The sequence below is a fragment of the Trichocoleus sp. ST-U2 genome (assembly GCF_039961875.1).
Taxonomy (GTDB): Bacteria; Cyanobacteriota; Cyanobacteriia; order Cyanobacteriales; family FACHB-T130; genus FACHB-T130.
The window spans coordinates 1-24,463 of sequence record NZ_JAMPJY010000016.1; the positions used below are offsets into that span (position 1 = coordinate 1).

Consider the following 24,463-nt stretch of genomic DNA (forward strand, 5'->3'; position numbering starts at 1 on the left):
GCCGCTAAATTGGCAAGTCATACCTTACGATTGTTACTCAAACGGCGCTTTGCCATTGATGTGTTAACTTTTCGTCAAGCTGGTGCTTGTTCCTCATAATTCACATTAAGCGTAAATTAGGACTGAGTGCTGAGGACTGAGGGAGGAGAGAGGACTGAGTGCTGAGGACTGAGGACTGAGGTTTGAGGACTGTTAGCAAAGCAGTGCGAAGCACGGGCTGAGTAAGGTATGAAAGGTCTTAAATCAGACGTACCAATTAACTACCGATCGCTTTTTATAGCTTTTTACTGAGATTTTAGCCCTCAGTCCTCAGCCCTCAGTCTTCAGTCCTCAATCCTCAGTCCTCAATCCTCAGCCCTCAATCTTCAAGCTGAGTGGACGACATCCTGACAGAATTTGGTGCATATTCACGACAGCACCAATAATGGCGATCGCGGGTGCTGTAAATCCAGTCGCCTCGACTTGCGCCACAATCGTCTCCAAAGTGCCGATCAGTTCTTCTTGTTCCGGTCGAGTTCCCCAGCGCACCAACGCTACTGGCGTCTCTGGGCTTAAGCCTGCTGTCTGAAGTTGTTCCGTAATGTAAGGTAAGTTGTGAACGCCCATGTAGATGACAATGGTTTCAGAACCGTGGGCGATCGCTTGCCAATTTACAGCGGGCCGATACTTTCCGGCGGATTCGTGTCCGGTAACAAATGTCACCGAGGAGCTATAAGCGCGGTGAGTTAAAGGAATTCCCGCATAAGCGGGTGCGGCAATCCCAGATGTCACTCCCGGTACTACTTCCACCGGCACTCCCGCATTTACCAAGTCTTCCATCTCTTCGCCGCCCCGACCAAACACAAAGGGATCGCCACCTTTGAGGCGCACCACAATTGCCGCAGTTTGGGCTTTTTCAATTAACAGTTGAGTCGTCTCTTCCTGTAACAGGGAATGACGCCCCATCCGCTTTCCAGCGTCAATTTTTTCGGCTTGGGGATTAATCATTGCCAAAATTTGGGGACTCACCAGAGCGTCGTAAACTACGACATCGGCACACTCCAACAGCCCTTTTCCTTTGAGGGTTAATAAACCAGGATCTCCTGGCCCTGCACCCACTAGATATACTTTACCCAAACACGTTCTCCTGTTTACCTGTGTGTTCTCTGACAGTGTGAGGTTCATTGACTTCTCAAATCCCAAATTAAATCCGCTAATTCTGCGCTAGCGCCGATTGGTTCAGCCATCTGGAGTTTTGCCGATGGAAACTGCTGGGATAATCGCTCAACTGTTTGAGCGATCGCATCCGTAATTCCCCCAGCAAATAGAAAATAAGGCAGGATGGCGATTTTTTCCTTCCCCGCCTCAACCAACGCTTTCACCCTGTCCTCTAGGCTGGGTGGCACCGACCAGTAAGCAGGCACCGCGTCCAAAGTCCGGGCAATTGTCTCTACTGACTGATTTCCCCCAGCACGGCGGCTTCCGTGAGCTAGGAGAATCCGAGCGTCTGCTGTTATCGAAGCGAATTGACTGGCTAACAGACGGCTCAAGCCAAGGTGAGTGCCTAAGTGAGGACGAATGTCAAGTTTCAATTTAGAGCCAAACGCTGCTTGAGCGATCGCAACTTCCTCTGGGATATCCTCCATGACGTGAACTCCCGGCAGTAGAAACAGCGGCAACACCTGAATGCAGGGGTTCTCAGAATGGTACTCAGATGCAACAGCGCGATTCTGCTTTATAGACGTCACGCGATTCTGCTTCGCAGACGCTACGCGAACGCCAAATTGCCGAATTTGCTCGTGCAACGGCTGGGTTGCCAATTCTAGCACTGCTGTACCCACCAGTGGTTCTTGTAAAGACGTAAAATTTCGCGTTTCTAGCATGGGCGATGCACCCAAACAGCGAATGGGTTGAGATGCCTGTACCCAAGCAATCTCCAACCTCTGTGCCTTCTCGTAGATCAGGGTTGCCAGCTGTTCTACAGCGGCTTGGGGGCGCGGGTCGCGGCTTCCGTGAGAGACCAGTAGATAGGCAGATGACTTGGGCAAGTGTGTAACTACAGGCTTTTGAGCAGTTTCTTTATTCAATTTGATATCGTTTCCAGCAACAATTTCTGTATCAATCGTTTCCAATTGACAATTTATCCCAGTAGTTTACCAATTTGGGTACCGCTGATGGTTAGAGGATTTCTAATATTATTAATAACTTATTCATAAAAATAGAGCCACTGGGCTACACCTCCCCGTGACTCTATCTTTTTTAATTGAGTTCTACTGCTGACGATTTACTGTTTAACTTCAGCAGATGGATCGGCGACATACTGGAAATCCGGTTCCGAGTTCCAAGGCCCGCGCTCATCTTTACCATTCGTAGACAAGTTGAAGTAAAGATTGACCGTTTCATCCGGCTGGATATTGCCAAAGAAAGGATCTGTTAATTTGCCCAACGAAGAAAGTGCATTCATGAACATCTTCGTATGAGAAATTTCGCGAGTCAACAAATGTACCAAGGTGTCTTTTGTACCTTGATCTGGAGCCATTTTGATCAGCTCCTCATAGGTTTGACGTGCCCCAGCCTCAGCGGCGATGTCTGCCCGCAGATCGCGCACAACATCCCCACCTTCATTGATATAGTTCGCTGTCCAAGCGCTTCCTTGGCTATCTAAAAAGTGTGGTCCCATGCCGCGTACAGCAAAGAGCGTACTCCGGTACGCTTCTGTTTGATCGACATTCTTGGTATGTGATTCAATCAGTTTGCCAACCATTTCTAAGTGGCTAAACTCTTCGATTGCAATATCTTGGAGCATATCCCGAATACCAGGATTTTCGCAATGAAATGACTGCACCCAATACTGTAAAGCGGCTGTTAATTCACCCGTTGCTCCCCCAAACTGCTCTAGCAGTAGCTGGGCATAACGTGGATTCGGCTCTGTGATATTAACAGTATGAATGGGTTCTTTTTTATGGAAAAACATGAATGGATTCCTTTCCTCTATTTGCCGGATCGTTGAGCGCTTGCCAATATTTTTTGTAAAGGAATTCAAAAAAAACGATTCTTTTTCCTTCACAAATCAAGGTATATACCCATACTTTAGATCGGCTGTCAAAGGTATTCCTGCCTCATCGGGTAGACTTAGCTCATGGATTTTTCTATAACCAGAGGAGGACACAAAAAACAAGATTGAAATCTCAGTTGAGGCAATTTTTTAGCTAAAACCGTTCCAATCGCTCAACCGAGGATGAAAATCGCTGATAAGGCAGCAAAAGCTAAGCAATACTGCACTGTTCTAGTTTTCCAGCCATTGCACTGGCGTGACGCCACCATTCATAACCACCCGCCCACCGCCGCGATGGTAGATGTCCAATAGGTGCCTTGTCGCTAAATTTCAAACCAGAGTCAGGAATATACGGGTTGTGGGTAGGCCAGCCAACGCGATCGCAAAAATTGCTATATTCTCCCCCAACCTCCAGAAAAATTTGCTTTTGCACGCTGAAACCAAAGCGCCCCTGGCTGTACTTTACCCATAACTGGTCAATCGTCCATAAATCCTCGCAAGGAAACTTTTGAATATCGCTGTTGAATAGATAGTTATTGTTTGACTTGCCGACTACCAGACACATCACTGCCCAGGTTTCCCGATCGGCTTCTTTCCATTTCTTTTTAGCGAGTAAATCCCGCAATTTTGTATAGTCAACTCCAACCTCGGAATTCAAGGCACTACCACCCGGTCGTTGAGATTGAGTTGGAACCGGAGATGTAGGTCTGGGGTTTAAATTTTGCTGTACCGCTTGCAAGGCAGAGGCAGCGTCTGGGTAACGATCTTTAATGTTATTTTGTAGCAGCCGATCCAAAATTTGACCCAGGCGATCGCTAACTTTTCTCTCCTTGGGCAAAAAATCGCGCCACGCCCACCCGTTATTCATAATGTCATACATATTCAGGGGCGAAACGCTTGTGAGCAAGTAGATACAAGTGACGCCCAAACTGTAGAGGTCGCTGGAGGGCAGGGCTTTGCCTCGCGTTTGTTCGGGTGCCATATAATCCGGGCTACCAACGATCGTGCCGGTGTTAAACACAGCAGTGTCTGTGAATAGCTTGGCAATTCCAAAATCAATCAAGATCAATTGACCTTCTTTTTCTCCTGGGGAAGGGGAGGTTGAGGGGGTGCGTCGGATAATATTCGCTGGCTTAATATCTCGGTGAATCACCCGATGTTCGTGGATATATTGCAAAACTGGCAACAAATCCTCCAAAAATTCCCAAATCTGCGTTTCGTTATAAATGTCCCGTTGCTGCAATTCCTCCGCTAGAGTATGCCCGCAAATCAACTCCTGCACTAAATACAGCTGCTGCTGTTGTTCAAAGTGGGCAAAGAGAGAGGGAATTTGCGGATGTTTCCCTAGTTCATTCAGGTGTATCGCTTCCTGACGAAATAAGGAAACGACCTTTCTAAAACTGGTTGAATCTTGCTGTGGGAAGCACAGTTGCTTAATGACACACTTGGGTTTAGAGGGAATATGCTCATCCACCGCCAAAAAAGTTCTTCCCATGCCACCTTTACCAATAGGTTTGACTGGGCGATAGCGGTCTTTCAGCAATAACGCTTGCCCGCAACACAGGCAAAATCTTTGGTCAGAAGGATTTTGGGGTCTTTGACATCCAGAGCCAACACAATAGATCATGGCAGCCGCGATCACCCTCCCTGTTGATATTCATCTCCAAGATATCCTCAATTGGAGAGATGACCATAGGGTGTATCTGTTATAAAGCTGAGTGTGGTTAACTGGCGGCTTTACCCGTTTCTCAGCACTTTAAGAAGCGATCGCGCAGCTTGAAGCAATAATCCTTTGCTAACAAGATTATTGCTTCTCGGCTTGGTAAATATAGACATTGTCGAAGGCTCCCACCGACTCAAAATGATAAGAAGGCAGGAACGAACTAACCGACAAATCGGTACGATAAATGCTAAAAAAGATAAAATTTTGCCGCTCTGTCGTTTCAGCAATCAGCCGCTTCACCTGCGGGCTGCCCGTCTCAACTAATAACATACATTGACGCTTCAAAAAATTCTCAAAGTTTTCTGGAGCCTTTTCACAAACATTGTCTTTTATGTACACCGTTAGTTGCTGTAAGGCAAATTCTTCGTACTCCTCCTGAGTGGGATTCGTCAGCGCCATCGCTACACCCAGCCCAGCCAAGGCGACTCCCGCAATCGTTGTAATAACCTGTAAACCCTTCATGGGATGTTAAAACCATTCTTTTGTAGCCTTTGACTACGGCGATCGCCGTCTGAGTTCCAGGTTAACTGACGAAAGACTGGATCAACTGGCAAGCACAATGCTATATTAAAAATCTGAAATGGCGAGCGTAGCCAAGTGGTTAAGGCAGTGGATTGTGGTTCCACCACTCGGGGGTTCAAGTCCCCTCGTTCGCCCTGGCTCTTGTATAGACGTAGATCATCCGTCTCTCAAAAGTCATTACTTTTGGGTGCGACTACTACAAACAAAGACCCCTCTCCAGAAGCCTGCGGAATATGGCTGCAACACTGGGAGGGGTTATTAATATTATTGTTGTGACGCACACTACTTGAGGGGAACAGCCTTTACATCAACCGTGTCTGAATTGGAAGTTGATCCCACACCTGCAACATCCGCTTCAGAGACCGCTTGCTCGTCACGAGACTTGAGGCGCTGAGATAGCATTTGGGAAACTTCAGCAACCAGGAGCGTCAGAATCACACCATCGTCAATCCATCCGATGATGGGTATGAAATCCGGGGCAATATCAATCGGGCTGAAAAGATAAAGTAATGACCCTAGAATCACCCACCAGCGATATTTGGGATTGCGGATCGCGTTGCGATACCAGTTGTAAATTGATTGGATTGAAAAATTATTCATTATTGAATCCTCTAGTTATTTTTAATATTGACAAATCTACCAGCATTATGTAGGTGTGGATATCCACCCGAAGTTTGACTAGAAGATTCGACACTCACGGGAGAACCTCGTCCTTTAGTTCAGTCTGAATGACAATGCTTGTCTAAAATTGGAATGGCTTCAAGTTGTTAAAGAAAATTAAAAGCTTGGGGAGTGTAGGAGGAAAGAATCGACCGTGACTTTTCAAGAACTAATCGAGAAAGGTGGGCCAGTGATGTGGCCTCTGCTGGCTTTATCGCTGCTGTCTCTAGGCACTATTTTTGAGCGCCTGTGGTTTTGGGCAAGAATCTTGACCAAAGAAAGAGAAACTGTGGATCGGGTGCTAGAAGCAGCAACTCGCAACTGGGGAGTTGCCACTGAGATTGCTCACCAAGCCAGAAAACAGCCGATAGGGCGCTTTCTGTATGCTCCCTTACGACTTTCTCACCCCGATCCAGAATTGTTTAGGCTGGCACTGGAAGCAGCCGCAGACGAGGAATTGGCTTCGATGCGCCAAGGCGACAAAATTCTAGAAGCAGTGATTGCCCTTGGTCCCCTACTAGGATTGTTGGGAACCGTGTTGGGATTGATCAGATCCTTGAGTGGTATTCGCCTCGGCGATCTCGGAACATCTTCAACCGCTGGAGTGACTCTAGGGATTAGCGAATCTCTGATTAGTACGGCGGCTGGGCTGATAGTCGCCATTACTAGCCTTGTTTTCTATCGGCTGTTTCAAGGTTTTTTGTTTAACCAAGCCAAAATTTTCCGGAGAGCGGGAAATGAGCTGGAGTTAATGTACCGCCAGGAATGGCCTAAACTTGGTATCGATCGTCATCCGATGAAGGCGAAAGTAGAAACTTCAGATACGGCTGAACCCTAGAAATCCATTGTCATTGGTCATTAGTCATGGGTTATTAGTGAGTAGCAAAGAATTAGAGACTAAAGACTCATGACTTTTTAACTTCCCCTGTTGTTTGAACTTATGAAGATTAACTTGGATACTCCGGGTGATGACGCCCGAATTGAGATTATTCCCCTGATCGATGTCATCTTTTGTATCCTGACGTTCTTTTTGTTGGCAGCGTTGCAACTTACTCGTCAGCAAGCAATTAGCGTGGATTTGCCCAAGGCTAGTAGCGGCACTCCGCAAATGCGAGAGATGTTGATGGTGAGCTTGGATGATTTTGGTCAAATTTACGTGGAGCAACAGCAGATCAATTCAAAAGATCAGCTAACTCAGTCGTTGCAGAATTACCGCTCGACAAATCCAAATGGGTTGATGGTGCTGTACGCTTCTCGGACTGCAAGTTACAACGATGTCATTCAGGTACTGGATTTGCTGAGAGATGTGGGAGGCGATCGCGTGTCTTTAGCGACTCTACCCGGGTCCGGTGATGCGGCGGCTGGCTCTAATACGCAGGTTCCTACGGCTCCTAGTCCCGGTTTAGCGCCCTATTCCGGCAACGCTCCTATCCAACCTTATAATCCTTATGCGCCACCCAGTCCATCAGCCAATCCATACAATCTGGGTCAGCCGCAATTGCCGGTGGCTCCGGGACAACCAGAGATTAATCCCACGATTCCCGGTACTACGATTCCCGGTACTGTACCCGTGACACCGACGGTTCCGGCTCCCCAAGGGACTGATTCTGCTCCCAAGAGGTAGGGACAATTCTGTCAATTTACAGAGGTCGAGGCGCGATTGTTTGTTTAAGGTAGGGATAATCAAAAGATTTTTTCACGCCTCAACTTCTGGATAGGAGGTTTATAAATATGGATTTAATTGATGTGCTGATTACCTGGTTGGTAACAGCCGCCAGTTTGTTAATTATTAGCAAGCTGCCACTCGGAGTTGAAATTGATAACCCAGGAATTGGTTATATTTCGGCAGCCGTTTTTGGAATTTTAAATGCAGCGATTAGCTTTGTATTTTTTACCTTGCCGAATACGCTAACATTTGGCATCTACGGATTTTTTGCAAAGCTTCTGACTTTGGGTTTATTCTCTTTTGTCCTTAATGTCATTGCACTGACAATAGCCGCGAGATTGATTACAGGCTTTCGTTTGGAAAAAGGGATTTGGAGTGCGGTCATCGGTGCGATCGCTCTCGCCGCTGTCAGCAGCTTTATTACCAGTGTTGTGATTGGTCAGCCAACAGCAATTGCGTAAAGAGTCGATCGAGGGGTAGGCATCAATTAGCGTAAACTAACCAATAACTTTAAAAGCCCGTTTTCTGATAGAAACCGGGCTTTTTGCTGCTCAGTTTTTCGGCTGGAGATCCCTCATCGCTCCCTTGTTCCAGGGGGCGCTGAAAAAGTTGCAAGAACTTTAAGCGGGAACTTGAATTTTTTGGCTGCCGGCAAGTCCAAAAGCGGCGTGGATGGCTTGTAAGGCGGTGACGCCCTGATTTTCTGCTACGACGCAGCTGATTTTTATTTCAGAAGTTGTAATCATCTGAATATTGATTTGGTGTTGGGAAAGCGCTTCAAACATTTGGGCGGCGACACCGGGTTGCCCGACCATACCGGAACCGACGATACTTACTTTAGCGATCGCTGTATCCACTAAAACTTCACCGCAGCCTAAGGATGGTGCGAGTTTTTCGAGTGCTGCTTTCGCTTCTGCTGCATCTGCTTGGGCGACAGTAAAGGCAATATCGCGGGTCCCGATCCCATTCACCACGCGACAGCGTTGGGATTGGATAATCATATCCACGCTGATATTTTTCTCAGCCAAGAGTCCAAAAACTTGAGCTGCCATCCCTGGACGATCGGGGATATGACGAATGGCGAGACGCGCTTGATTGAAATCAAGGGCAACACCGCGCACGGGGGGAGCGGAGTGCTGAGGACTCAGGGCTGAGGACTGAGAAATTTTGCCCTGTTGTTCCACACCACTTTCTACAATTCTGTTTTGGTGGAGTGGGGAATTGTTGACCTCGAAGGTTTGGCACAAAAGAGCGATCGCGCGATCGCAATCATCCGCATCAATGACGCAACTAACTTTCACTTCCGAGGTGGAAATCATCTGAATATTGATCCCAGCACTAGAAAGCGTAGCGAACATCTGCGCTGCTACACCCGGACGCCCAATCATTCCCGCACCCGCGATCGAGACTTTGGCAATTTGCCTGTCTACCATCACCTCGGCTTCTCCGTCTTCTGGGTTGTTTGAGCTGCGGAGGGCGGGTGCGATCGCTGCGGCTACAGCTTCCGCCCGATTGATGACGTTTTTGCTAACTGTAAATGCAATATCGTTGGTATTGCCTTCGTGAATCGACTGGATAATTAGGTCGATATCTAAGGCTTGATGGGCAATTTCACCAAATAGCCGCGCCGCCACGCCGGGGCGATCGGGTACCCGCAGCAGCGCTATTTTCGCTTGGTCGGTGTCAAATTCTACCCCATCCACAGGACGGGCAATTTCTAAATCTTGGAGCGATCGCGGCTTAGGCATTGGAGAAATTACCCTAGTCCCAGGATCGTCCGTCCAGCTGGAACGTACCACCAACTCTACGCCATAATTTCGGGCAATTTCCACCGCGCGAGGATGCAGTACCTTTGCCCCTAAACTGGCTAACTCAAGCATTTCATCGGAGGTAATCTCCTCCATCAGCTGGGCTTCTGGCACTAACCGGGGATCGGTGGTAAAAATTCCTGGCACATCGGTGTAGATTTCGCAGCAGCTTGCTCGTAAAGCTGCCGCCAGTGCTACTGCCGAAGTATCAGAACCGCCGCGTCCCAAGGTGGTAATTTCTAACTCTTCGGTGCTGGAGATGCCTTGGAAACCCGCCACCACAACCACCTTACCCGCGTCTAAGTGACGTTCCATCCGATGTGTCTGGATATGCAGAATCCGGGCGCGGGTGTGTTCGGCTTCGGTAACAATTCCAACCTGTGCGCCAGTGAGAGAAACCGCTGGCTGTCCCAATTCCTGCAATGCCATACTCAGCAAGGCGATTGAGACTTGCTCGCCAGTAGAGAGCAGCATATCCATTTCCCGACGAGAGGGATTTGTAGAGATTTGGTTGGCTAATTTCACCAATCCATCAGTTGTCTTCCCCATTGCCGAAACTACGACAACCAGCGAGTTGCCCATCTGGGCTGTTTTTAAAACCCGCTGAGCGACTGCCTGAATGCGTTCCACCGAACCAACTGAAGTGCCACCGTATTTCTGGACAATTAACGCCATAATTCTCTCACCAATCCTGCCTAGGATATACCCACAGGCTTTAGCCTGTGGCTACACAAACCAAGCCTGCCTAAGCTCGTAAGCGCACTAAAGGTGCGACAGGCTGACACGGCAAGGCATCTTATCTTCTTTTAACCTAATTAAATTATCAGACTTGCTGGGACAAAACAGGCTGACTTTAGATTGTGTTGATTGATTATCGTCAAACATCTATCGCAGGTAGTGTGGAGATAGGGCGAAGGCTTGAGGATTTTCAAGGATCATGCAATCGCTAAAAATTCCAGATGCACAAATTCAAAGATAGCCGTGTTAGTTGAGTAGGCACCGCCCACCTGACGGCTCTAGTGCGATTTGATAAGCATTGCGAGGCGCTTTCCTAGTCGTGCTGCACTCTCCGCCAAAACTTCACCTTTAAACCCTCGCGGGGATAGACTGTCGGTAGCATCACCATATCCAAGTTTTGTTCGGGAAGCAGTTCCCACTCATACTCGCGGACTAACAACGCAGCAAACAACTTGATCTCCAGCTTGGCAAACTCCCTGCCCAGACATTCTCGCAGTCCCCCACCAAAGGGGATATAGCTCATCGGTTTTTGTTTATCCTCCGCCCGTTCGGGGGCAAAACGCTCTGGGTCAAAGCATTCTGGCTGAGTATAGATGCGGCTATCTTGATGAGTCGTACCGCTGTGATAAAGTACCTTCCAACCTTTGGGGATTAAGTAGCCATTAAGATCGCAAGATTCAATGACTTCTCTAGGACCAGTTGATGGAGGAAACACTCGCAGAACTTCCTTCAAGACTTGCTCTAGATAGGTCATCTGCTTCAGATGCTCCAGCGTCAGCTGTTGGGGAAACCCCAATTGCTTTTGCTCTGCACGGATAGCCTCTTTAACTTCTGGATGCTGCGCTAATAGAAGACATAACGAAGAAAGGGCAGATGACAACGTATCGTGACCTGCAAATAATAGGGTTAGAAGTTGCTCTTTGAGTTCCTGTAAACTTAGAGCGTTTCCTGCTTCATCTCGCGCTTGCAACAATAACCCTAAGACATCTTGAGTCGATGTAGCTTGTTGTTGACGCTCTTTGACTATCTCCTCAATTCGCGCCAGTATCAGCTTGCGACATCGTAACGCCCGACCAAACTTTGTCCAAGGTAAGGGTACGGGGATGGAAAGTAGCCCCTTTCCCCAAATTTCATACCACTCGCCAAAATCGCGATCGCTGGCAGCTTCGGTTCCTATCAGCAACTTACAAGCCACATCCAGCGTGTATTTTCTGAGTTCCAAGTACCAGGAAAACTGACCCAAAAGCTCCCACTTGTGGAGATAACTGCGGCTAATCTCCTCCATTGTGGAGGCATACCCTGCTAATGCGCGAGGTTGGAAGGCTTGCGATAGCAGTTTGCGCTGTCTTAGATGTTCATCCCCCATTTGCATCACGACCGATCCCGTTCCCATCAACGCTTTGGTCTGCGGGGGGACACCATTCGCAATTCCGTCAGAAAAGTAGTGTTTCTCGTTGGCAAATAGAAAGCGGGTTGCCTCGGCTCCAATCAAGAAGATGGTAGGACGACCCAACACATGAGTTTTGAAGATTTGTCCATATTGCTGGTATCGCCTCTGTACAAAGTTTGGATCGCGTAAAAAGCTGATGGTTTCGCCAATAATTGGTAGACCAAAGCTCCCAGGAGGTAAAGGTAGCGATCGCGCTTGTTTGGTCGTTGTCATTGTTTCCTCTTGGCTCCACAGCAAAAGGCTCGGATTAATATCGATACGATTAAGTATCGTAATTGCAATAGGGAGTGTCAAGAGGAGCTGCCTTAGGGTAGCAGGACATTTTAGACAGAGCCACAGCTTTTAAAATTCACCAGGCTATTCCAACTCCCAACTTGTTTTCTTCTTTTGTATGAATCATTACCGCCTCCTGACAAACTTGATATGGATGAGTACAGACATAAAATCAAGGACAATCAGCGATGTTGAAGGGAGAACGAGTAACGCTACGGGGTATACGGCGAGACGATCTACCAAAACTGTGCGAGTTTAACAATGATTTAGCCGTTGAATTGGCAGGTGGAGGCGATCCACCGATACCCCAATCCCTGGAACGACTGCAAGCAGAGTTTGATCAAAATGCCGCCAAAGGTGGACGAGATGGCACCTGGTTTGCGATCGAGGCAGATGGCAAGTTCATTGGGCAGTGCGGCTTGGTTGGTTTTGATATATTTCAGGGGGTGGCGCGTGTCTGCGAATTAGGCATTGCAATTGGGGATAAGGAATATTGGGGACGTGGCTACGGTCGTGAAGCGATCGCATTGCTGCTGAATTATGCGTTTCGATACTGGAATCTACATCGAGTTTGGTTAAGGACAAACTCAAGGAATGAACGAGCGATTCGCTGTTATCAATCCTGTGGATTTGTGGAAGAAGGTCGCCTCCGGGGTCACGAATGGTATGACGGCAGATACGTTGATACGCTGTGCATGGGAATATTGCGCGAGGAGTGGGAGCAGATTAAGAAACAAGACTGATTTCATCTAACGCAACTCCCCATTTGACAATTCTTTGAGAACGCTTGCAGCAAATTTCCCTTGATGAACGTTGTTTGGGCGAAGATGAGTTTATGAGTAAACCTATCAAAAGCCCGCCTGGACGCCCACGTAGCGAAAAATCTCATCAAGCGATTCTACAAGCAACTCTTGAGCTGCTAGCAGAAATGGGATATCAAGCTATGAGCATCGAAGCGATCGCTGCACGCGCTAAAGTGGGCAAAACTACCATTTATCGGCGGTACAGTTCTAAAGAAGAACTGGTTGCAGACGCGATTGAAAGCCTCAGAGAGGAAATATTGATACTAGACACAGGCAGCCTCTGGGGAGATATTGATATCCTTATTGAGAATGCAGCGAAAATGGTACTTAGCCCCTTAGGTCGTCAAACTGTTGCCCTAATTATTAGTACAGCGTCTAGCAGTCCGACTTTTGCCCAGGTCTACTGGAAAAAATACCTACAACCGCGACGGCAAGCCTTTGGAGTCGTGCTGGAACGTGCTAAAGCTAGAAATGAAATTCACACAGATATAGAACCCGATTTAGTCTTTGACCTGATGAGCGGAGCAATGTTATATGCGATGGTCTTTCAGCCAACTGATGAGACATTTCAAGCATATATCCGTCGTGCTTTGGAGCTTTGTCTCAAAGGTAATACTGCCTAAAATCGCATTGAGGCAGGTGTTCTGCATCGGTTAAGCTTTTCTAGAAGTTGCTCGACTTGCTTGGTATCTTTACGACGCCAACCATAGATTTATCACAAGAGCCACTAACTTTAACAACTCTGTTCACCAGCGATTCCCGATTGCGATCGCATTATAATCTTCTGTATTTTTCGGATTTAATTCTCGCTTGCTAATTTCTGTCGTAACTCCCGAATCGCAACGCTAGTATTGCGCTCGGAGGCAATTCGGAAACATTCCGCGATGACTTCTAAAACATTCATATTGGGGAAATAGCGGCTGCTGGTTACAACCGTGTAGCGATCGCTCTGCAAGCTGTAAATCTTAAGCTGATTCTTTTTATATAGCCAAACTTCCGGCACTTGATAAGGCAGGTAGTCGTTTACATCCGTATAGCTGGTTACATCTATCTCAATTACCAAATCGGGGGATGGCTCTATTTCCCAATTGATGCGGTCTTTTCCTGCAACTGCTGCCCAGTTATCGATATAAAAGCAGTAGTCCGGTTCAATGCCGCTAATCTCTGGGAGTTCCATCGTAATCGGGGTAAATGCCTCGTAGTCCTGCCCTAAATGGTCTAGGAGAGCTGCTACCACCATTGCAATAATGTGGGCTTCTCGTCCGTGTCGGGGTAGCGGTGACATTAACAAAATTTCTCCGGGTCGATACTTGATACGAGGAATCGAGCGATCACCTAGTTGCTGAGTGAGTGATTGATAGTCCTGCCAATTACCGGGTAGGCGCACCACCGATCCTGGGGGTAACTGGATTTTTTCTGGTGTGATAACTGCAAACATTGGACTTATACCTCCATCTCCACTGTAATCCTTGTATCGCACCTAACCATCGTGTCGCAGCGCAACAAAAAAGTTCTGCCCTAAAAAAGCATAGAGTGCCCGATCAGAAGGCTGATTAATCCTTTCCTAAACTCATAAAAATTGATAAGGAGAAATTTTTGGAAAACCCTTTGGAAGCAATGAATCGGTAATTTAGGCAATGTGAATATTCGAGTTTAGAGTAACAAGGCAAGTCAAAAGGGCGATCGCGTCTTTTTTCATTCTCATTGCGAACTGACAAGTCAGCGCTTCGCTATCGCGCCATTGTCTAGCATCAGCTTAAATCTGTGCTGAATACCTCTTATGGCAGACTTTCCAGGCACAACAATCTACCTGTAGCCGTCGCTACGCCTGTTTTAACCCTGGCACACTAGGCTAATATGAACATCTGTAACGGAAGCCTTGCCAGTTGGTAAAGAAATGTTAGTTCAACCGTAGCCACGGGCAACATAAAACAAAGGATGTCAATTTTATGGTAGTAGCAGTGGAAAATCAGTCTCCTCACCATGTTGTGATTGTCGGTGGCGGCTTTGGCGGACTTTATGCTGCCAAGGCATTGAGCGGCGCACCTGTCCATGTGACACTGGTCGATAAACGTAACTTTCATTTGTTTCAGCCACTCCTTTATCAAGTCGCTACCGGAACGCTATCCCCAGCAGATATTTCATCTCCTCTGCGTGCGGTACTCAGCGAGAGCAAAAATACTAAAGTGCTGATGGGAGAGGTAAAGGATATCGATCCACAACAGCGAAAAGTCATCCTCGCTGGCGAAGAACTGATCTACGACACGTTAATCGTTGCTACAGGTGTGAGCCATTTTTACTTTGGCAATGACCAATGGGCAACTGTAGCGCCAGGATTGAAAACCGTTGAAGATGCGCTGGAAATGCGGCGTCGCATTTTTATGGCGTTTGAAGCGGCAGAAAAGGAAACCGATCCCGAAAAACGACGTGCCTGGTTGACGTTTGCGATCATCGGCGGAGGGCCGACGGGAGTAGAATTAGCGGGAGCGATCGCAGAACTCGCTTACAGTACCCTGAAGCGAGATTTCCGCAACATTGACACTTCTGAAGCCAAAATTTTGTTACTGGAAGGGATGGATCGCATCCTACCTCCCTACACACCAGAGTTATCCGCAAAAGCAGAAGCCTCTCTTCAGCGCTTAGGTGTTACTGTGCAGACAAAGACCCTGGTGACGAATATTGCAGAGAATATTATCACCACAAAACAAGGCGATAAAATCGAACAAATTCCAGCGAGAACAACGTTATGGGCAGCGGGAATCAAAGCTTCACCAATGGGAAAGGTTCTGGCAGAACGCACCGGCGCTGCAATTGACCGAGTGGGGCGGGTTATTGTTGAATCCGACCTGAGTATAGCAGGACATCCTAATATCTTTGTGGTCGGTGACTTGGCAAGTTTTTCTCATCAAAATGAAAAACCACTACCAGGTGTTGCACCCGTGGCGATGCAAGAAGGGGAATATGTTGCTAACCTGATCAGACAGCGGATTGCCGGTTACAGTATGGCACCTTTCCAATATATTGACCGAGGCAGTATGGCTGTTATCGGGCGGAATGCTGCGGTAGTCGATTTGGGTTATGTGAAGTTTTCCGGTTTGCTCGCTTGGCTCACCTGGGTATTTGTTCACATTTACTTCTTAATTGAGTTTGATAATAAACTCATCGTCATGCTCCAGTGGGGTTGGAATTATTGGACTCGCAAACGTGGGGCAAGATTGATTACCGGCGACGAGGTAATTGGGAAGGTAGGAGTTGACGCTAACGGCGATTATTACGTGCCCCTGAAGAGTAAAGAAACGGTGGAAGTTTAAACGCAAAGGTACGCGCAGGTTTACGCAAAGGTTCGCCGAGGAAAGATAGCTCTTTGGGAACCTTTGTGTTTAAAAAGACGAAATTAATTTCGTCGGTGAACTTGGGTAGCAGTGGCTTGGTCGGTAGGTACTAAAAGTACCTCGCTGATATTAACGTGCGCGGGTCTAGTGACGCAGAAAAATATGACATCCGCAATATCTTCTGGTGTTAAAGGCGTTAAACCTTGGTAAACTTTTTGAGCGCGATCGCTATCTCCGTGGAATCGCACTTGACTAAATTCCGTTTCAACTAACCCTGGATCGACTGAAGTAACTCGCACGGGCGTTCCTAGGAGGTCTTGCTTCAAACCTTCGGAAATTGATTTTACAGCGGCTTTAGAAGCACAGTAGACGTTACCACCGGGATAGGTTTGATGACCGGCAATGGAGCCAAGATTCACCACATGACCTTTACCCCGCTTTACCATTCCTGGCACTAAATAGCGGGTGCAATAAAGTAAGCCTTTAATATTGGTATCGATCATTTCTTCCCAGTCTTGAATGCTGCCTTGGTGGAGTTTATTTAACCCCCGGCTAAGACCGGCATTGTTAATTAAAATATCTACATCAGCCCAAGCATCTGGCAGAGAAGAAAAGGCGGATTCAACAGAAGCGCGATCGCGTACATCTACTGCTAGTAGATGCAACTGGCAAGAAAATTCTTTGCTAAGTTCATCTGCGAGTTTCTGCAACCGCTCTTGGCGTCGAGCCACTAAGATCAGTTGGGCACCCGCTTGGGCAAACATCTTGGCACAAGCAGCACCAATTCCACTACTCGCGCCAGTAATTACAACGATTTTGTCTTTGATAGAAATCATTCGGTTTAACGAAATTTTATGGCAATCTAAGTAAATCTTAAAACCCTCTTTTTTCTTTTATTCGCGTTTTTTGCAGTCTTTAAAAAGACTCCTTTTAAATCAAACAAAATTGCTATAAATTCTGAAAATTGAGCTTTGAATTCTTAATTAAATTAAAAACTCAAAACTCAAAACTCAAAACTATTTGGAAGGGCGACTGCCTTCTACAACCCGCAGGCGCTGAGTAACTGTTGTCATGCCTTGTTCGCGGATTACAACCGTTGATACCCAATAATTCCCTTTTGTCAGGGGAGCGCGACCTACCTTAAAAATTCCACCCGATGACAGTAACTCCAGATCCACCGGCGCGGGTTTGGCAAAGCGATCGCCCCGCACGGGTTCTTCCACTGCTGCTCCCAACATCAAATCGTCGCCTAGGGGTTCTTGGACGACTGCATCAAGGCTATAGGATTGACCAATGCGAACCTCTTCCGGTAACTTCATGTCCACCGTGGGAGGCTTTACGCCTGCGGTCGTCTGAGTGCGTTCTCCCAGAATCTCCTGCTGGACAATTTTTTGACCTTGAAAGCGCTGACGCGATCGCAAGGCGGACTCAAACTTCATATTTTTGCCATCCATTCGCTGGGTGCCAGTAATCTGAGTCACCGTCTCCACAACAAGCGCATCGCCTTCCTTTTCCCAAGATTTGAGTTCTGTACGATAATTCAGGTTTGGGTAGCGCTTCCAGAGTTGAGTTAAAGTCTGTTGCAGGCTCTGACGATTTAAGCCATCAGAATGGGTAAAATTCTGGCTATAGAACTGCATCACCGTATTGACATCCTGACGATTGGCAGCTGCATCAATTTGCGTGAGAGAATTTTTTAGCTCGGCGGGTGCTGTTTCTGGACTCGCTGCTCGAACAGTGTTTGGATGAAGCAGGGACGTAAAAATTATAAAGGCAAAAATTTTCGACTTTTGCTTGATGAGAGACTGGAACAAGCTGACAGACGGAGTTATCTGGTTACGCATCACAGACGTGTTTGAATAATTGGATAAAGAAAACCGTGTCGAGCAACAGACGTGCTAAAGAGTAGAAATCCTGGATGCTCTATTGGCTAATTTATAACTGATTTTTAATCTTATCCGAGCCAGGACAGCCAGTAGGAGATAGAAACTTTGGCAAATGAACCGAAACGATTGTTAATTGCAGCGAGTGGTACTGGGGGACATTTATTTCCCGCGATCGCGCTAGCCGAGAAACTGCCAGACTATGAAATTGAGTGGTTGGGTGTCCCGAACCGCCTAGAAACCCAGTTAGTTCCGGCTCAATATCCCCTCAACACCATTGAGGTGGAAGGGTTTCAACAAGGGTTTGGACTGGGGACATTGGGCATTCTGCTGCGACTGACGGGTTCCATCCGGCAGGTACGCCAGCTACTTAAAGATAAGAATTTTCAGGGTGTATTCAGCACTGGGGGTTATATTGCCGCACCAGCGATTATTGCCGCGCGATCCATTGGAATCCCCGTGATTATGCACGAATCCAATGCCCTCCCCGGCAAAGTGACTCGCTGGTTGAGTCCGTGGTGTAATAGCGTGGCGCTGGGGTTTGAATATGGAGCGCATTACCTACCCCGCGCTGGAACCGCCTACACAGGCACCCCAGTTCGCGCCCAGTTTCGCACCCCCCAAAAGCTGGAGTTGCCAATTCCTGAAGATGTCCCCTTGATTGCAGTCGTCGGTGGCTCTCAGGGCGCTGTTGCCGTTAATCAAATCGTCCGCGAGTGCGCCCCCGCGTGGTTGAATGCCGGTGCCTGGATTGTCCATCTGACGGGCGATAATGACCCTGATGCCCAAAGTTTCCAGCATCCTCAGTATCTTTCCATGCCGTTTTATGACAATATGGCGGCACTTTTGCAACGGACGAACCTGGCAATTAGCCGCGCTGGCGCTGGGACATTAACCGAACTTGCCGTTACGCAAACCCCAGCGATTCTCATTCCCTACCCCTTCGCCGCTGAAGATCATCAAGTCTACAATGGGGCAATTTTTAACTCAGCAGGCGCTGGTTTGGTATTCCGGCAGTCAGAGCTGACGCCTCAGTTACTAGAAAGTAAGGTATTGAATTTATTGCAGTCGCCCGAACAGCTACAACAAATGGCTCAAAAGGCTGCTACGCTAGCAGTTCCTGACAGTGCCGAACGTTTAGCCGATCTGGTGCGCCGAACGCTGTAGCTAAAAGGCTTTCAGTCACAAAGCCTTTGGATGAGAAATTAGGGTTTATCCACAAATTGGAACCGCCAATGTAACGCCAGTAATTGTTAGTTTTGAGGAGGGGCAACTTTAAGAGAAAGTTGCCCGTACAGTTGTTCCTCGCAAACCATGAAACTCAAAATCGCAACAGCTATACTCCTTGCCACTATTGGCTTCGTGGCTCCAGCTAAAGCGCAAGATTCCGAACCACTCAGCCCAACAACGCCCTCATCTCCAGCGCAACCGACTTCAGATCCAGTTTTGGAAGCCTGCGCCCAAGACCAAGCCGATACTTTACCCAATCCTTTCTCAGATGTGCCGTCGAATCACTGGGCATTCAAAGCGGTTCTAAGTATGTATTATTGTGGCGCTTATCGAGGGTCAAGTTCACCTGAGAGGGTTAAACCATTTCTGCAACAACAGATTCCTCAACAAAGCAGCAATCTGCCTAAAACTAGAGTGAAAGTTCCTCAAACTTAGGAGGATTTTGTGTATAAGTAAGGATGCGATCGCTCTCAGAAAAGTGCCGAGAGCGATCGCATCCTTCTGATAGTCAATAGCCTAGTCTATACCCGCGTACCACATAATTTTGCGATGTAAAAGTGAGGTCAGTTGACAATGACTCAAGAACTCACCGACTTAAAAGCTTCCATTCTGGAAGGAAGATACGAAGATGCTTTGTCCCTGGTGGATGATTTGGAAGGGATGAGTAAAAAAGCTATTTTGCAGAATATTGAGAGCTTTCTCAGTAGAATGCTGGTTCACTTGATAAAGAATAAAATTGAGCAGCGTTTAACTAATTCTTGGGCAGTTTCTATTCGAGATTCACTTCTAAAAATTCAAGCTTTAAATATTAAAGAAAATAAAACTTCCTTCTATATTAACCAGGATGAATGGGAATCTTACCTGGAAAATTCTTTTGAAGATGCTATATTCGCGGCAAGTGTGGAAGTTTTAAATGGGAATTATACCCCATTTCAACTACAAGATATGGTAAGCAGAACGGAGATAATTGTCGCAGCAAATAAACTTCTAAGCTTGACCTATTCCAATTCAGCCAAGGCATTGCGCGACATTATTAGTGAGGAATTGAGTAAATTACCAGGCGCAAAAGAGTGGAAATTAGGAAAATAAAGTAAATTTGTTTCGGCTAGGATGCAGTAATTACACTGCTACTATTAAGAAACAAGTCTTCCCACTCGTACCAAAATGCGATTGCGCCGCCCTCACTAACCTTTGTTCCTGTTTCTCTTCCTCCGCGTCCTCTGCGTCCTCTGCGGTTCGTTTCCAACTTAAACAGTGAATTCGTGAATTCCCCCCATTCAATCTCTCTCGAAGTTCAAGAAACAGGCAGTCGCATTGACCGCTATCTTTCCCAACAACTACCAGATTTATCCCGTTCGCGCATCCAGAGACTAATTGAAGACGGCAACGTGCTACTGAACGGCACCGTCTGCACGTCCAAGAAAGCAACCATGCAAATGGGCGATCGCCTATCTTTAACGATTCCAGAAGTGCGATCGCTAGACCTGCAACCAGAAGAAATCCCTTTAGATGTTCTTTATGAAGATGATTCCCTAATTATCATCAACAAACCGGCGGGTTTAGTCGTTCATCCAGCCGCAGGACACGAAGCAGGCACTCTCGTCAACGCTCTTTTAGCCCACTGTCCTCTCGCGGAAATTGGCGGGGTGCAACGTCCGGGAATTGTCCATCGTCTTGACAAGGATACGACGGGGGCAATGGTTGTTGCCAAAACCGACCAAGCCCACCAACACTTGCAAGCTCAACTAAAAGCTAAAACCGCACGCCGGGAATATTTGGGCGTCGTCTACGGTTCTCCCCGCGCTGAGGGCGGCACGATTGACCAGCCTATCGGTCGTCATTCAGGCGATCGCAAAAAAATGGCTGTCGTACCGCTAGAGAAGGGGGGACGAGCGGCGATGACTCACTGGCGGGTGCAGGAACGCCTGGGAAACCACACGTTGATGCTTTTCCAACTCGAAACAGGTCGCACCCACCAAATTCGCGTTCACAGCGCCTACATCGGTTATCCGATTGTGGGAGATCCCGTTTACAGTTCCGGTCACTCAGTCGGCGTCAATCTTCCCGGTCAAGCGCTCCATGCTTGGCGGCTCCGGTTGCAGCATCCAGTAACCGGGGAGTTGATAGAAGCGATCGCACCCCTACCCTCAGCATTTGTAAAGCTTCTCGATGTGCTGCGAAGACGAATTGCTGCCACTAATCCACAATCGATAGACCGATAAGGCTTTATATATTTACATAAAACTACATAATTACATTTAGTTCCAAAAAACCCCTAACCCTTGCCGAGAAACTTTTTAAACAAATATTAAAAAACCATAAAAACAAAAACCTTGGCTTTTTTGAGTATAAATACTTGGAGAATTGTAACGAAGTATGTGGGAAATAAAATCCAAGACCCTTGGAAGGGTAAGGATTTGAGCTTTTATTCATGGCTCTTGAGATTGCTTAATAAATCTTAAAAAACAAAGCTGCGAAGGCGTTGTATAAAAATAACCGGAGGGATCAATAACAGACAAAAGTTAAACAAGACACGGATTTATCAAGGTTGCAAATCTCTCATAAAAGCACGGACTTTTCTCATATTTCTGTGAAAACCAATTTGTTGCAGGTAAAGTAACAGAAGGGATGGGAGAGCGACTTAAAAAGCGTGTTGGACTTATGTCTGGGCTTGACCAATCCAAGAGCTGATTCAATAGATTGAAGTAGCTCTGCTTGACAAATATCGACGTTTTAAAAAACCACACTCATCCAAATCAGTAGTAGGAGATTGAGTTCATGTTAGATGCATTCGCCAAGGTTGTTTCTCAGGCTGATGCCCGCGGTGAATTCTTGAGCACCGAGCAGCTCGATGCCCTGACCAATGTTGTCAAGGATGGCAGCAAGCGTTTGGATACCGTTAACCGCATCACCAGCAATGCTTCCAGCATTGTTGCCAACGCCGCTCGTGCTTTGTTTGAAGAGCAGCCTCAACTGATTCAACCAGGTGGAAACGCATACACCAACCGTCGTATGGCAGCTTGCCTCCGCGACATGGAAATCATCCTGCGCTACGTTACCTATGCCACAATTGCTGGTGATTCTAGCGTGTTGGACGATCGCTGCTTGAACGGTCTACGCGAAACCTACCAAGCTCTAGGCGTTCCTGGTGGTTCTGTTGCTGCTGGCGTCCAAAAGATGAAAGAAGCTGCGGTCAAAATCGCTAATGACCCCAATGGCATCACCAAGGGCGACTGTAGCCAACTGATGTCTGAAGTAGCTAGCTACTTCGATCGTGCCTCATCTGCTGTTGCTTAAGAACAACTAGCAAGCTTGCTGTTGGATAGACGCGAACATTCGCGTTGTTTAGTCGAAAACTTTGCAAACACTTTTAGGGAGATACCTCAACAATGAAGACCCCGATTACTGAAGCCATCGGCGCAGCCGATACCCAAGGTCGTTTCTTAGGCAACACCGAACTGACTGCTGTTAACGGTCGCTTTGAGCGTGCCGCTGCCAGCATGGAAGCTGCCCGTGCATTGACCCAAAAGGCTCAGCAACTGATTGATGGTGCTGCTCAAGCCGTGTACCAAAAGTTCCCATACACCACCCAGATGCAGGGGCCTCAGTATGCTTCTGACTCTCGTGGTAAATCCAAGTGTGCCCGTGACATCGGTCACTATCTGCGGATGGTTACCTACTGTCTAGTTGCTGGTGGTACAGGTCCAATGGACGAGTACCTGATTGCCGGATTGGATGAAATCAACCGCACATTCGAGCTGTCCAACAGCTGGTACGTAGAAGCCCTCAAGAACATCAAGGCCAATCATGGTCTGACTGGTCAAGCTGCTAACGAAGCCAACACCTACATCGACTACGCCATTAACGCCCTGAGCTAGTATTCAGGTGCGGTGCCCGGAAGAATCAGCGAGTGTTGGCGTGCTTGCTAGCAGTTGCTAATTTTTCCGGGCATTGTTTTTCTCAATTTGAGTATAAAAATCTTAAAAAGTTGTTGCGTTGGGAGAGCAAGAATGGCCGGTTTAGTGGCGTCGAATTTAGCAGCAGCAGGCCGCCTAGGTCTTTCTGCATTTGATGAAACACGGGTGGAACTGCGGCCTGACTGGACAGAGGACGATCTGCAAGCGGTAATCCGCGCGGTTTACCGTCAGGTACTAGGCAACGATTACATCATGAAGTCGGAACGCCTAACCTATGCTGAATCGCAGCTTCGGCAAGGAAATATAACGGTAAGAGATTTTGTCCGCGCGATCGCTAAGTCAGATCTATACAAAAACAAGTTTTTCTTTCGCAATTCCAATACCCGCTTGATCGAACTCAACTACAAGCATTTGCTAGGGCGGGCACCTTACGCAGAGGATGAGATAAACTCCCACCTCAATATCTATGAGGAACAGGGGTACGACGCAGAAATCGATTCCTACATCGACAGCGTTGAGTATGAAGCCAACTTCGGAAACAACGTTGTCCCTTATTATCGTGGATTTATGGTAGAGCCGGGAGTGAGAACGACCGGCTTTACTCGTATGTTCCGCCTGTATCGGGGTTATGCGAATAGCGATCGCTCCCAAGTTGGAGGAAAAACTCCCCGACTGATGGGCGAATTGAGCCGAAATGAGGCTTCTACAATTTTCCAACCCTCTGGCAGTTCTTCGTCCTGGAGATCGGCAGCGATTCCTCAAGACGCGGCCCCCAGAAAAGCCCTCGGCGGTACTAAGGAACAAAGCGGACGGGTTTATCGCATTGAAGTGTCTGGAATTCTCAGCCCAGGCTACCCGAAAGTCCGTCGCAGTAGCAACGCCTTCCTAGTGCCCTACGAGCAGCTGTCCCAAAAACTACAGCAAATTACGAAACAGGGCGGCAAAATTGTCAGCGTTACACCCGCTTAAGGTGAGCAGATTCTAAGTGTCATCGCACTTAGTCTTTTTTGAATGAGTCTTTTTTGACAATGGTGATGACACCAACTATCAAGTTTCATGTCATCACCCCCTCAACTGTTTTCAACCCAATTACAGGAGCTATTTCAACGATGTTTGGACAAACTGCACTTGGGAGCGGTACTTTGGGTGACGCTGCCAATCGGGTATTTCGCTACGAAGTCGAAGGTTTACGTCAGACTTACGAATCTGACAAACTCAGCTATCCCATTCGCCGTAGTGGCAGTTTCTATATCACAGTGCCCTACAGCCGCATGAATGAAGAAATGCAGCGGATTAACCGCATGGGTGGCAGAATCGTCAACATTCAGCCTTTAACTCTGGATGGAGACAGCGAAGCTAAAAGCCAAGCGACAACAGCCCATCAAAATCATGACGCTGAAGGCAAGCGCTAAGCCGATTCAGCT

At 47.4% G+C, this 24,463-nt stretch carries 25 protein-coding genes and 1 tRNA gene; 15 read left to right on the plus strand and 11 right to left on the minus strand.

All coding sequences use genetic code 11. From position 1 onward, the window contains the following. Window positions 1-351: 351 nt before the first annotated feature. The 5 genes from cobA to NC996_RS12785 all read right to left on the minus strand — a co-directional run bounded on the left by cobA (window position 352) and on the right by NC996_RS12785 (window position 5,219). Window positions 352-1,164, minus strand: coding sequence for a uroporphyrinogen-III C-methyltransferase (gene cobA / locus NC996_RS12765; RefSeq protein ID WP_190682368.1), 813 nt, complete (start codon window positions 1,162-1,164; stop codon window positions 352-354). Continuing rightward, window positions 1,161-2,027, minus strand: coding sequence for a sirohydrochlorin chelatase (locus NC996_RS12770; RefSeq protein ID WP_190682509.1), 867 nt, complete (start codon window positions 2,025-2,027; stop codon window positions 1,161-1,163). Before NC996_RS12770 ends, cobA begins: the two co-directional genes overlap by 4 nt. A 236-nt stretch (window positions 2,028-2,263) precedes the next feature. Further along, window positions 2,264-2,953, minus strand: a complete 690-nt coding sequence (locus NC996_RS12775; protein ID WP_190411815.1) for a manganese catalase family protein — start codon at window positions 2,951-2,953, stop codon at window positions 2,264-2,266. A gap of 292 nt (window positions 2,954-3,245) precedes the next feature. Beyond that, the gene (locus NC996_RS12780; protein ID WP_190682371.1) at window positions 3,246-4,661 is read right to left on the minus strand and encodes a serine/threonine-protein kinase; all 1,416 of its coding nucleotides are present in this window, start codon (window positions 4,659-4,661) and stop codon (window positions 3,246-3,248) included. Between the two features lie 177 nt (window positions 4,662-4,838). Further along, the gene (locus NC996_RS12785; RefSeq protein WP_190411813.1) at window positions 4,839-5,219 is read right to left on the minus strand and encodes a DUF4359 domain-containing protein; all 381 of its coding nucleotides are present in this window, start codon (window positions 5,217-5,219) and stop codon (window positions 4,839-4,841) included. A gap of 121 nt (window positions 5,220-5,340) precedes the next feature. Here NC996_RS12785 and NC996_RS12790 point away from each other — a divergent pair. Beyond that, a tRNA-His gene (locus NC996_RS12790) sits at window positions 5,341-5,413 on the plus strand. Window positions 5,414-5,561: 148 nt separating this feature from the next. Here NC996_RS12790 and NC996_RS12795 read toward each other — a convergent pair. Continuing rightward, window positions 5,562-5,879 (minus strand): YkvA family protein, encoded by a 318-nt coding sequence (locus NC996_RS12795; protein ID WP_190411812.1) that lies wholly within the window; start codon window positions 5,877-5,879, stop codon window positions 5,562-5,564. A 214-nt stretch (window positions 5,880-6,093) separates the two neighbouring features. Between NC996_RS12795 and NC996_RS12800 the strand changes: the two genes are divergently transcribed. The 3 genes from NC996_RS12800 (at window position 6,094) to NC996_RS12810 (ending at window position 8,066) form a co-directional block, all read left to right on the plus strand. Beyond that, window positions 6,094-6,777, plus strand: coding sequence for a MotA/TolQ/ExbB proton channel family protein (locus NC996_RS12800; RefSeq protein WP_190411811.1), 684 nt, complete (start codon window positions 6,094-6,096; stop codon window positions 6,775-6,777). Window positions 6,778-6,879: 102 nt separating this feature from the next. Then, window positions 6,880-7,563 carry a biopolymer transporter ExbD gene (locus tag NC996_RS12805; RefSeq protein ID WP_190411810.1) on the plus strand — a complete coding sequence of 228 codons (684 nt, stop codon included), beginning with the start codon at window positions 6,880-6,882 and terminating at the stop codon, window positions 7,561-7,563. A 107-nt stretch (window positions 7,564-7,670) separates the two neighbouring features. Then, window positions 7,671-8,066 carry a phage holin family protein gene (locus NC996_RS12810; protein ID WP_190411809.1) on the plus strand — a complete coding sequence of 132 codons (396 nt, stop codon included), beginning with the start codon at window positions 7,671-7,673 and terminating at the stop codon, window positions 8,064-8,066. Window positions 8,067-8,225: 159 nt separating this feature from the next. On the opposite strand, the gene NC996_RS12815 is transcribed toward NC996_RS12810, so the two are convergent. Continuing rightward, window positions 8,226-10,088, minus strand: a complete 1,863-nt coding sequence (locus tag NC996_RS12815; RefSeq protein ID WP_190682375.1) for an aspartate kinase — start codon at window positions 10,086-10,088, stop codon at window positions 8,226-8,228. A gap of 376 nt (window positions 10,089-10,464) precedes the next feature. After that, window positions 10,465-11,814 (minus strand): cytochrome P450, encoded by a 1,350-nt coding sequence (locus NC996_RS12820; RefSeq protein WP_190682378.1) that lies wholly within the window; start codon window positions 11,812-11,814, stop codon window positions 10,465-10,467. A 248-nt stretch (window positions 11,815-12,062) separates the two neighbouring features. Here NC996_RS12820 and NC996_RS12825 point away from each other — a divergent pair, with 248 nt between their 5' ends. Together NC996_RS12825 and NC996_RS12830 are read left to right on the plus strand one after the other, a co-directional pair. Further along, window positions 12,063-12,617 carry a GNAT family protein gene (locus NC996_RS12825; protein ID WP_190426544.1) on the plus strand — a complete coding sequence of 185 codons (555 nt, stop codon included), beginning with the start codon at window positions 12,063-12,065 and terminating at the stop codon, window positions 12,615-12,617. A 92-nt stretch (window positions 12,618-12,709) separates the two neighbouring features. Beyond that, window positions 12,710-13,300, plus strand: coding sequence for a TetR/AcrR family transcriptional regulator (locus tag NC996_RS12830; protein WP_190682382.1), 591 nt, complete (start codon window positions 12,710-12,712; stop codon window positions 13,298-13,300). Window positions 13,301-13,476: 176 nt separating this feature from the next. On the opposite strand, the gene NC996_RS12835 is transcribed toward NC996_RS12830, so the two are convergent. Beyond that, complete coding sequence (locus NC996_RS12835; RefSeq protein WP_190682385.1) at window positions 13,477-14,115, minus strand: Uma2 family endonuclease; 639 nt, start codon at window positions 14,113-14,115, stop codon at window positions 13,477-13,479. A gap of 511 nt (window positions 14,116-14,626) precedes the next feature. On the opposite strand from NC996_RS12835, the gene NC996_RS12840 reads away from it, so the two are divergent. Continuing rightward, window positions 14,627-15,988: an NAD(P)/FAD-dependent oxidoreductase gene (locus NC996_RS12840; protein WP_190411804.1), complete on the plus strand. Its 1,362-nt coding sequence runs from the start codon at window positions 14,627-14,629 to the stop codon at window positions 15,986-15,988. A gap of 83 nt (window positions 15,989-16,071) precedes the next feature. Here the strand turns inward: NC996_RS12840 and NC996_RS12845 are convergent, their stop codons facing one another. Continuing rightward, window positions 16,072-16,845 carry an SDR family oxidoreductase gene (locus tag NC996_RS12845; RefSeq protein ID WP_190682387.1) on the minus strand — a complete coding sequence of 258 codons (774 nt, stop codon included), beginning with the start codon at window positions 16,843-16,845 and terminating at the stop codon, window positions 16,072-16,074. Window positions 16,846-17,025: 180 nt separating this feature from the next. Then, a complete protein-coding gene (locus NC996_RS12850) occupies window positions 17,026-17,853 on the minus strand; it encodes a nuclear transport factor 2 family protein (RefSeq protein ID WP_190682390.1) in 828 nt (275 codons plus the stop codon). A 147-nt stretch (window positions 17,854-18,000) separates the two neighbouring features. On the opposite strand from NC996_RS12850, the gene murG reads away from it, so the two are divergent. The 8 genes from murG to NC996_RS12890 all read left to right on the plus strand — a co-directional run bounded on the left by murG (window position 18,001) and on the right by NC996_RS12890 (window position 24,451). Next, entirely contained in the window at window positions 18,001-19,059 is a 1,059-nt protein-coding gene (murG, locus tag NC996_RS12855) for an undecaprenyldiphospho-muramoylpentapeptide beta-N-acetylglucosaminyltransferase (protein ID WP_190434002.1), read from the plus strand. Window positions 19,060-19,206: 147 nt separating this feature from the next. Next, entirely contained in the window at window positions 19,207-19,557 is a 351-nt protein-coding gene (locus tag NC996_RS12860; RefSeq protein WP_190411801.1) for an S-layer protein, read from the plus strand. 138 nt (window positions 19,558-19,695) lie between these two features. Continuing rightward, window positions 19,696-20,211, plus strand: coding sequence for a DUF29 family protein (locus NC996_RS12865; protein WP_190682392.1), 516 nt, complete (start codon window positions 19,696-19,698; stop codon window positions 20,209-20,211). Window positions 20,212-20,384: 173 nt separating this feature from the next. After that, on the plus strand, window positions 20,385-21,344 hold the full coding sequence (locus tag NC996_RS12870; protein WP_190682395.1) for an RluA family pseudouridine synthase: 960 nt from the start codon (window positions 20,385-20,387) through the stop codon (window positions 21,342-21,344). A 556-nt stretch (window positions 21,345-21,900) separates the two neighbouring features. After that, window positions 21,901-22,419, plus strand: a complete 519-nt coding sequence (locus NC996_RS12875; RefSeq protein ID WP_190411798.1) for a phycocyanin subunit beta — start codon at window positions 21,901-21,903, stop codon at window positions 22,417-22,419. 92 nt (window positions 22,420-22,511) lie between these two features. Next, on the plus strand, window positions 22,512-23,000 hold the full coding sequence (cpcA, locus tag NC996_RS12880) for a phycocyanin subunit alpha (RefSeq protein ID WP_190411797.1): 489 nt from the start codon (window positions 22,512-22,514) through the stop codon (window positions 22,998-23,000). Between the two features lie 132 nt (window positions 23,001-23,132). Continuing rightward, window positions 23,133-24,008 carry a phycobilisome linker polypeptide gene (locus tag NC996_RS12885; protein WP_190411796.1) on the plus strand — a complete coding sequence of 292 codons (876 nt, stop codon included), beginning with the start codon at window positions 23,133-23,135 and terminating at the stop codon, window positions 24,006-24,008. A 65-nt stretch (window positions 24,009-24,073) separates the two neighbouring features. Beyond that, window positions 24,074-24,451 carry a phycobilisome linker polypeptide gene (locus NC996_RS12890; RefSeq protein ID WP_242030379.1) on the plus strand — a complete coding sequence of 126 codons (378 nt, stop codon included), beginning with the start codon at window positions 24,074-24,076 and terminating at the stop codon, window positions 24,449-24,451. The last annotated feature ends 12 nt before the right edge of the window (window positions 24,452-24,463 follow it).

Excerpts from the sequence above, each read along its gene's own strand:
- cobA (WP_190682368.1), bottom strand. The coding sequence starts at position 1,164 with ATGAACCTCACACTGTCAGAGAACACACAGGTAAACAGGAGAACGTGT.
- NC996_RS12775 (WP_190411815.1), bottom strand. The coding sequence starts at position 2,953 with ATGTTTTTCCATAAAAAAGAACCCATTCATACTGTTAATATCACAGAG.
- NC996_RS12780 (WP_190682371.1), bottom strand. The coding sequence starts at position 4,661 with ATGATCTATTGTGTTGGCTCTGGATGTCAAAGACCCCAAAATCCTTCT.
- NC996_RS12785 (WP_190411813.1), bottom strand. The coding sequence starts at position 5,219 with ATGAAGGGTTTACAGGTTATTACAACGATTGCGGGAGTCGCCTTGGCT.
- NC996_RS12795 (WP_190411812.1), bottom strand. The coding sequence starts at position 5,879 with ATGAATAATTTTTCAATCCAATCAATTTACAACTGGTATCGCAACGCG.
- NC996_RS12805 (WP_190411810.1), top strand. The coding sequence starts at position 6,880 with ATGAAGATTAACTTGGATACTCCGGGTGATGACGCCCGAATTGAGATT.
- NC996_RS12810 (WP_190411809.1), top strand. The coding sequence starts at position 7,671 with ATGGATTTAATTGATGTGCTGATTACCTGGTTGGTAACAGCCGCCAGT.
- NC996_RS12815 (WP_190682375.1), bottom strand. The coding sequence starts at position 10,088 with ATGGCGTTAATTGTCCAGAAATACGGTGGCACTTCAGTTGGTTCGGTG.
- NC996_RS12820 (WP_190682378.1), bottom strand. The coding sequence starts at position 11,814 with ATGACAACGACCAAACAAGCGCGATCGCTACCTTTACCTCCTGGGAGC.
- NC996_RS12825 (WP_190426544.1), top strand. The coding sequence starts at position 12,063 with ATGTTGAAGGGAGAACGAGTAACGCTACGGGGTATACGGCGAGACGAT.
- NC996_RS12830 (WP_190682382.1), top strand. The coding sequence starts at position 12,710 with ATGAGTAAACCTATCAAAAGCCCGCCTGGACGCCCACGTAGCGAAAAA.
- NC996_RS12835 (WP_190682385.1), bottom strand. The coding sequence starts at position 14,115 with ATGTTTGCAGTTATCACACCAGAAAAAATCCAGTTACCCCCAGGATCG.
- NC996_RS12840 (WP_190411804.1), top strand. The coding sequence starts at position 14,627 with ATGGTAGTAGCAGTGGAAAATCAGTCTCCTCACCATGTTGTGATTGTC.
- NC996_RS12845 (WP_190682387.1), bottom strand. The coding sequence starts at position 16,845 with ATGATTTCTATCAAAGACAAAATCGTTGTAATTACTGGCGCGAGTAGT.
- NC996_RS12850 (WP_190682390.1), bottom strand. The coding sequence starts at position 17,853 with ATGCGTAACCAGATAACTCCGTCTGTCAGCTTGTTCCAGTCTCTCATC.
- NC996_RS12860 (WP_190411801.1), top strand. The coding sequence starts at position 19,207 with ATGAAACTCAAAATCGCAACAGCTATACTCCTTGCCACTATTGGCTTC.
- NC996_RS12865 (WP_190682392.1), top strand. The coding sequence starts at position 19,696 with ATGACTCAAGAACTCACCGACTTAAAAGCTTCCATTCTGGAAGGAAGA.
- NC996_RS12875 (WP_190411798.1), top strand. The coding sequence starts at position 21,901 with ATGTTAGATGCATTCGCCAAGGTTGTTTCTCAGGCTGATGCCCGCGGT.
- cpcA (WP_190411797.1), top strand. The coding sequence starts at position 22,512 with ATGAAGACCCCGATTACTGAAGCCATCGGCGCAGCCGATACCCAAGGT.
- NC996_RS12885 (WP_190411796.1), top strand. The coding sequence starts at position 23,133 with ATGGCCGGTTTAGTGGCGTCGAATTTAGCAGCAGCAGGCCGCCTAGGT.
- NC996_RS12890 (WP_242030379.1), top strand. The coding sequence starts at position 24,074 with ATGACACCAACTATCAAGTTTCATGTCATCACCCCCTCAACTGTTTTC.